Raw genomic sequence first — 5,625 nt, 5'->3', positions numbered from 1 at the left:
TCACTCGGATTCGACGAGTACAGAGAAGGCAACTACGGATACGGAAAAAAACACATCTCAAGAGCATATGAGATCGAGTCGCAGCGAAGCGAAGAACTTGATCTGAAAGATGACACGATCGAGTCACTCAAAGAGATCATCGACACCGGCGATCCTGAACTCATCAGGATGGTGACCGACACCATCATTGAAGCGAAAGGAGAAGAGAACGGAGAATACCGCTGGTTCATAAAACCGATCACCGATGCGCTTATGATCATCGAGACCGGGGATACATCTCTTTACTATCGGATGCTCCAGTCGGAGGAGAGAGATCTGGTTGCCGACATCGTAAAGAAAATTATGAAATCAGATGTTTTGATGCCTGATAGCAGCCGCGGCGAAGCATAGGTCATAATCCCGCCCGGAACAAAAATAACGACTCTGAAAAATGTCCCCCATTTCGTTGGGGGATCATTTACTCCTCATCTATTTCTCTTCTTTCGGACGTATCGGGAAGATGTACGGCACGCCCTCACGCGTCTCGACCGCCGCCTCCACGCCGTAGACGTCGGCGATCACTTCAGGAGTAAGAACCGCAGAGGGCGCACCCCGCACATGGACCTGTCCGTGATCCAGGACGATGAGGTCGGTGCAGAACCGCGCCGCAAGGGAGAGGTCGTGGATCGCCATGACGACGAGACGGCCCTCCTCTCGGGCAAGCCTCCTCACCATCTCCATCACCTCCATGCCGTTCCTGAGGTCGAGGGCGCTCGTCGGTTCGTCGAGGAGGAGAAGAGGCGAACCCTGGGCAAGGGCGCGGGCGATCATCACCCGCTGGCGCTCGCCGCCCGAGAGGGTGCCGACCTCCCTGAACGCGAAGGACTCGATGCCGAGGAGTTCCAGGGCTCGCACCACCTCGTCCTCGTCTTCTCTCCGGATCCGCCAGGAGATGTGGGGGCGGCGGCCCATCAAAACCGTCTCATAGACCGTTGCCCGTGAGTGGTTGGCGATGCCCTGCGGGACATAGGCGATCCGCCTCGCCACCTCGGGCCGCGGCAGGGCCGGGATCTCCTCGCCGTCAAGGTTCACCGAGCCCTCTGCTTTGAGGATGCCGTCGATGCACTTGATCAGGGTCGTCTTGCCAGACCCGTTCGGGCCGACGAGGCCGAGGACCGCGGGCCCCTCCGCGGCAAAGGTGATGTCGGAGAGCACCTGCCGGTCGCGGTACGAGAACGCGAGATCCCTGACCTGAAGGCGCACCATCAGGCCCCCCTCCCGCGCAGGAAGAGGAAGATGAAGAAGGGCACGCCAAGAAAGGCCGTCATGATCCCGACAGGGAGGACCGTCGGTGCAAGGATGGTCCGGGCGAGACTGTCGGCGCCGAGGAGGAGGAGGGCCCCGACCATCCCTGAGGCAGGGAGGAGGTAGCGGTGATCAGCGCCGATGGCCATCCTGGTGATATGGGGCGCCACAAGCCCGATGAAGCCGATGGTCCCGGTGAAGCAGATGATCGCGGCGGTGATCAGGGAGGCGATGAGCATGAATATCGTCATCGACCTCTTCACCGGGACGCCGAGGCTCTCCGCGATGTCGTCGCCCTCGGCAAGGGCGTTGAGGTCCCATGCCCGCCAGATGAGGTACGGGGTGCAGAGGGCGATGATGAGGGTGACGATGCCGAGGCTTGTCCAGTCTGTCCGGCCAAGGGACCCGAACATCCAGAAGACGATCTCCTGCAACTCCTCGGCCGTGCCGAGGTACTGCAGGAGGGAGGTGACCGCGGAGAAGAGATACATCAGGGCGATACCGGCAAGGATCATCGACTCGGCCCCGAGACCGCGGTACCGCGCCATCGCATAGATGATCCCGGCGGCAAGGAGGGCGAAAACAAAGGCGTTTCCGATGACAAGCGCTTCCCCGTCGACGAGGCCTGCGCCGAGGACGATCGCAACCGAGGCGCCGGTCGCGGCCGCGGAGGAGATCCCGAGGGTGAACGGGCTTGCAAGGGGGTTCCTGAGGATGCCCTGCATCACCGTCCCCGCGATGGCGAGGCCGAACCCCGCCACGATCGCAAAGAGGACGCGGTGGAAGCGGTAGTTCCAGACGATGTTCTCCGCCATTCCGGGTGCGGCGAACCTGCCGGGAAAGAGACCGGCAAGGATGGCCAGGTAGGCGTCCGCGACCGAGAGGTCGGCCGAACCAAGGGTGACGGCCACGCCGGTAAGGAGGACGAGGAGACCGAACAGGACGCCATGGAAGAGGGCACGCCTCCGCCGGGCGGCGGCGAACCCCTCCAGCAGGGTTTCGGCCCCCATCATATCGCCGGGTACACGAACTGCATCCCGGCCGGGTCGATCCCCAGGTGCTGGTACTCGTTCAGATAGGTCCGGTGGAGCGCTTCGGGGTCGAGACCGGCGAACCGGTCGGGGTAGGACCACTTCGCAAGGTAGGCGATCCCGATGAAGTGCTCTGCCCCCCCGAAGATGTCGTTGTGGAGGAGGTAGACCCTTTTCTCCTTCACCGCTGCGAGGTCGGTCCATCCGGGCCTATTGAAGAGGCCGGCATGGGTCGCCGGAATCCTGTCAAGGTCTTTGTTCTGGTAGCCGCCATAGGCATAGGAACCTGCACCGATGAGTTTGACGATCACGTCGGGGTCGGCGGCGATGACCGCCTCGGGGTCGACCTCGGGGTACTCGGCAGGGAGAGAGGAGAAGACATTCTTCCCGCCGGCACGGACGATCTTGTCCTCGTACCCCGACCCGGCGGCGCCGGTCTTGTAGTCCTTCCAGTTCTCCAGGTACACCGTGGTTCTCTCCGCCTCAGGGATACCGGCCGTCTCCGCACTGATGGTGTCGAGCGTGTTCGTGTAGAACCCAGCAAATCGTTCCACCTCAGCCTCGCGCCCGAAGATCGCGCCAAGCGCCCTGACCTCGTCGGCATAGTTCTCCGGCCTGAAGCAGTCGAACCTGTAGACCCGGATCTCCGGGTTCGAGGCCTGGATTTTCTTCTGGATCTCGTCGCAGGCGTCTTTGCTCGTGGTAGCGTACAGGAAGACGGCGTCAGGGTGCAGGGAGACGACTGTCTCATAATCGGGCGACCAGACGCTCCCGACGACGGTGGTGTTCCTGTACTCGGGGAAGAACTCTGGCCTCTGCGCGGAGAACTTGTCGATGCCGACGACGCTCGACGGCCCGATGCCGAGGGACCGCAGCGTCTCCAGGGTCTCGCCGTTGAAGACGACGACGCGGGACGGGGGAGAGGCAGGAGTGACAGTCTCCTCTCCCTCAAGGTAGAGGGGGGCGGCGTCCTGCACCTCGGCAAGTGGGGGTGCGTCCTCGCCACCCGCAAGGAAGGAAAGGACCATGCCGGCGAACTCGTCCCGCCCGATGACACCGTCGCCGTTCATATCGCCGGGCACGAGCGCGGCCGCCGGCAGGGCGAGGGCAAGGAGCAGGCAAAGGAGGATATACACCCTCTTCATCGCCGGCACCTCCTGAGCAGGGGGACGGCCGCCAGCGCAAAGAGCACGGCAAGGGCGCCCGGACCGGGGGCCGCTGTCGCACCGCCGACGTCAAGGCGGGAGGACAGAACCGTGCCATTGGTTCGGGCACCGAAGTCCCACCACTCGCCCGTGATCTCGCCACCGCCCTCCGGAGGTGCGCGGACCACATAGGTGACGGCGGTCTCGCCGAGGATGGCGAAGCAGACGCGGTTCCCGTCCACACGCACCTGATCCGCAGGGAGAGAACTGCTCACATAGGCAAAGCCAGGCGGCAGGATCTCGACGATACCGCCGGCCTCGCAGCCGTTCAGGGAGAGGGTCACCGTCACCTCCGCGCCCGGTGCGGGAGCGGCGGTGCTGACCTGGCGCACCGCTGCATCACCGCCTGCAAGGGCCGGGGCGGCGAGGGAGAGCATGCAAAGACAGAGGAGGAGTATTGCCACTTTTTTCATCGGTCATCATCTCAGGGTAGTACTGAGTGACATCTCTGTCACAACAGGTTAGATATTTTGTGGAATGAGCGCGACACCTGCGGGCAGTCTTCCCGACCGTGGCACCGTGAAAAGAGTCATCATGCACCGGGGCAAGGAATAGAGGAGGACTGTGGAAACATATGATCTGATCGTCGTCGGGGCAGGGCCTGCCGGGCTTTTTGCCGCGGCCCGCACCGGTGCCGGAGGAGGGACAGTCCTCCTCCTTGAAAAGAAGAAAAAGCCCGGGAGAAAACTACTCGTCTCCGGATCGGGGCAGTGCAATATCACCCACGCCGGGAGCGTCACGGAGTTCTTCACGCGGTACGGGAAGCACGGCCAGTTTCTCAAGCCGGCGCTCCGCGCTTTCACAAACACCGACCTGATCGCCCACGTCACCGAACGGGGTGTCCCCCTGACGACTGAAGAGGGGGGCAAGGTCTTCCCGACCTCGCGGAAGGCACAGGACGTTCTTGACCTCTTGCTCGCCGAATGCCGGGAGGCGGGCGTGACAGTGCGGTGCGGAGAACCGGTCGTTGCCGTCGAAAAAAGTGAGAACAGTTTTTCCGTCAGGACAGAGACCGGCGAATACCGGTCGGCCCTGCTCCTCATCGCGACAGGCGGCGCCTCGTACCCGGCCACAGGTTCGACGGGCGACGGTTATACATTTGCCGCGTCCCTCGGCCACACGATCGCCGGGACAGCACCCGCGCTCACGCCGGTGACGGTCAGGGACTACCCCTTCGCTGACCTCGCCGGTATATCCCTGCAGGGCGTGACCGTCTCCCTCTTCAGGGACGGCAAAAAGATCGGCGACCAGAGAGGCGACCTCCTCTTCACCCACGAAGGACTCTCCGGGCCGGCAATCCTCGACCTCTCCCGGTTCATCGAACAGGGCGACCGTCTCGTGGTCCCGGTCCTCCCGGAGGGGATGCGGGAGGAGATCACGGCGGCGCTGGGCGGGGGAGGCGGTGCGAGGGTCAGGTCGGTGCTCTCCCGATACCCCGTCCCGGAAAGGCTCCTCAAAAGGCTCATCGACCTCTCGGAGATCCCGCCGGAAACGACATGCGCCCACCTCACGAAGGCGGCACGGACCCGGCTTCTCCAGCACCTCACCGCCTGCACCCTGACCGTCGACGCCCTCGGGGGATATGGCGTTGCCATGGTGACGCGGGGAGGGGTGGCCCTCGACGAGGTGAACCAGAAGACGATGGGATCGAAACGCGTCGAAGGCCTCTACTTTGCCGGCGAAGTCCTCGATATCGACGGCGACTGCGGCGGGTTCAACATCCAGGCGGCATTCTCCACCGCCGCCCTCGCCGCGGAGGCAATCCTCGGGCGGGCCCGGGAGAAAGACAGAGTATAGGTACTGCAGGACACGGGGGTCCAGGCCCTCTCTCTTTCGTCTCCCCGGGCCGCCGGTATTATCTACCCGCTCTCCCCATCCCCCTATGATGAGCCCCTTCATCCGGCACAGGGTGATAACAGGTTCTTCCCCGGGAGACGACGATGTTTGAGAGAGTCCTTTTCGCAACAGACTTTTCCGAGGACGCACGTGCAACGGCCGCACGCCTCCCCGAGATCCCCACCGCACAGGACGTGATCCTTGTCCATGTCCTCGACCAGGCCGGTGCCCCTCGCATCCCTTTCCTCTCCGGCCATGCGCCCTCGGCC

General features: G+C 63.5%; 5 protein-coding genes and 1 pseudogene. 2 read left to right on the top strand and 4 right to left on the bottom strand.

The features are described from left to right. Positions 1-390 (top strand): annotated as a pseudogene (locus tag PHP59_RS11030) (hypothetical protein); the annotation flags it as partial. A 78-nt stretch (positions 391-468) separates the two neighbouring features. Here the strand turns inward: PHP59_RS11030 and PHP59_RS11025 are convergent. From PHP59_RS11025 to PHP59_RS11010, 4 genes are read right to left on the bottom strand one after another with little or no spacing between them, the layout of a single operon-like run. After that, positions 469-1,245, bottom strand: a complete 777-nt coding sequence (locus PHP59_RS11025; protein WP_300166910.1) for an ABC transporter ATP-binding protein — start codon at positions 1,243-1,245, stop codon at positions 469-471. Further along, positions 1,245-2,294, bottom strand: a complete 1,050-nt coding sequence (locus PHP59_RS11020; RefSeq protein WP_300166912.1) for an iron ABC transporter permease — start codon at positions 2,292-2,294, stop codon at positions 1,245-1,247. The genes PHP59_RS11025 and PHP59_RS11020 overlap by 1 nt, the downstream gene beginning before the upstream one ends. Next, positions 2,294-3,460: an ABC transporter substrate-binding protein gene (locus PHP59_RS11015; RefSeq protein WP_300166908.1), complete on the bottom strand. Its 1,167-nt coding sequence runs from the start codon at positions 3,458-3,460 to the stop codon at positions 2,294-2,296. Before PHP59_RS11015 ends, PHP59_RS11020 begins: the two co-directional genes overlap by 1 nt. Next, positions 3,457-3,933 carry a hypothetical protein gene (locus PHP59_RS11010; RefSeq protein WP_300166906.1) on the bottom strand — a complete coding sequence of 159 codons (477 nt, stop codon included), beginning with the start codon at positions 3,931-3,933 and terminating at the stop codon, positions 3,457-3,459. Before PHP59_RS11010 ends, PHP59_RS11015 begins: the two co-directional genes overlap by 4 nt. A gap of 151 nt (positions 3,934-4,084) precedes the next feature. On the opposite strand from PHP59_RS11010, the gene PHP59_RS11005 reads away from it, so the two are divergent. Then, on the top strand, positions 4,085-5,317 hold the full coding sequence (locus PHP59_RS11005) for an NAD(P)/FAD-dependent oxidoreductase (protein ID WP_300166904.1): 1,233 nt from the start codon (positions 4,085-4,087) through the stop codon (positions 5,315-5,317). Positions 5,318-5,625 lie beyond the last annotated feature (308 nt).

The sequence above is a fragment of the Methanofollis sp. genome (assembly GCF_028702905.1).
GTDB lineage: Archaea > Halobacteriota > Methanomicrobia > Methanomicrobiales > Methanofollaceae > Methanofollis.
Note: the sequence above shows the minus strand (reverse complement) of the source record. Positions and strands in the feature narration are given on the sequence as shown.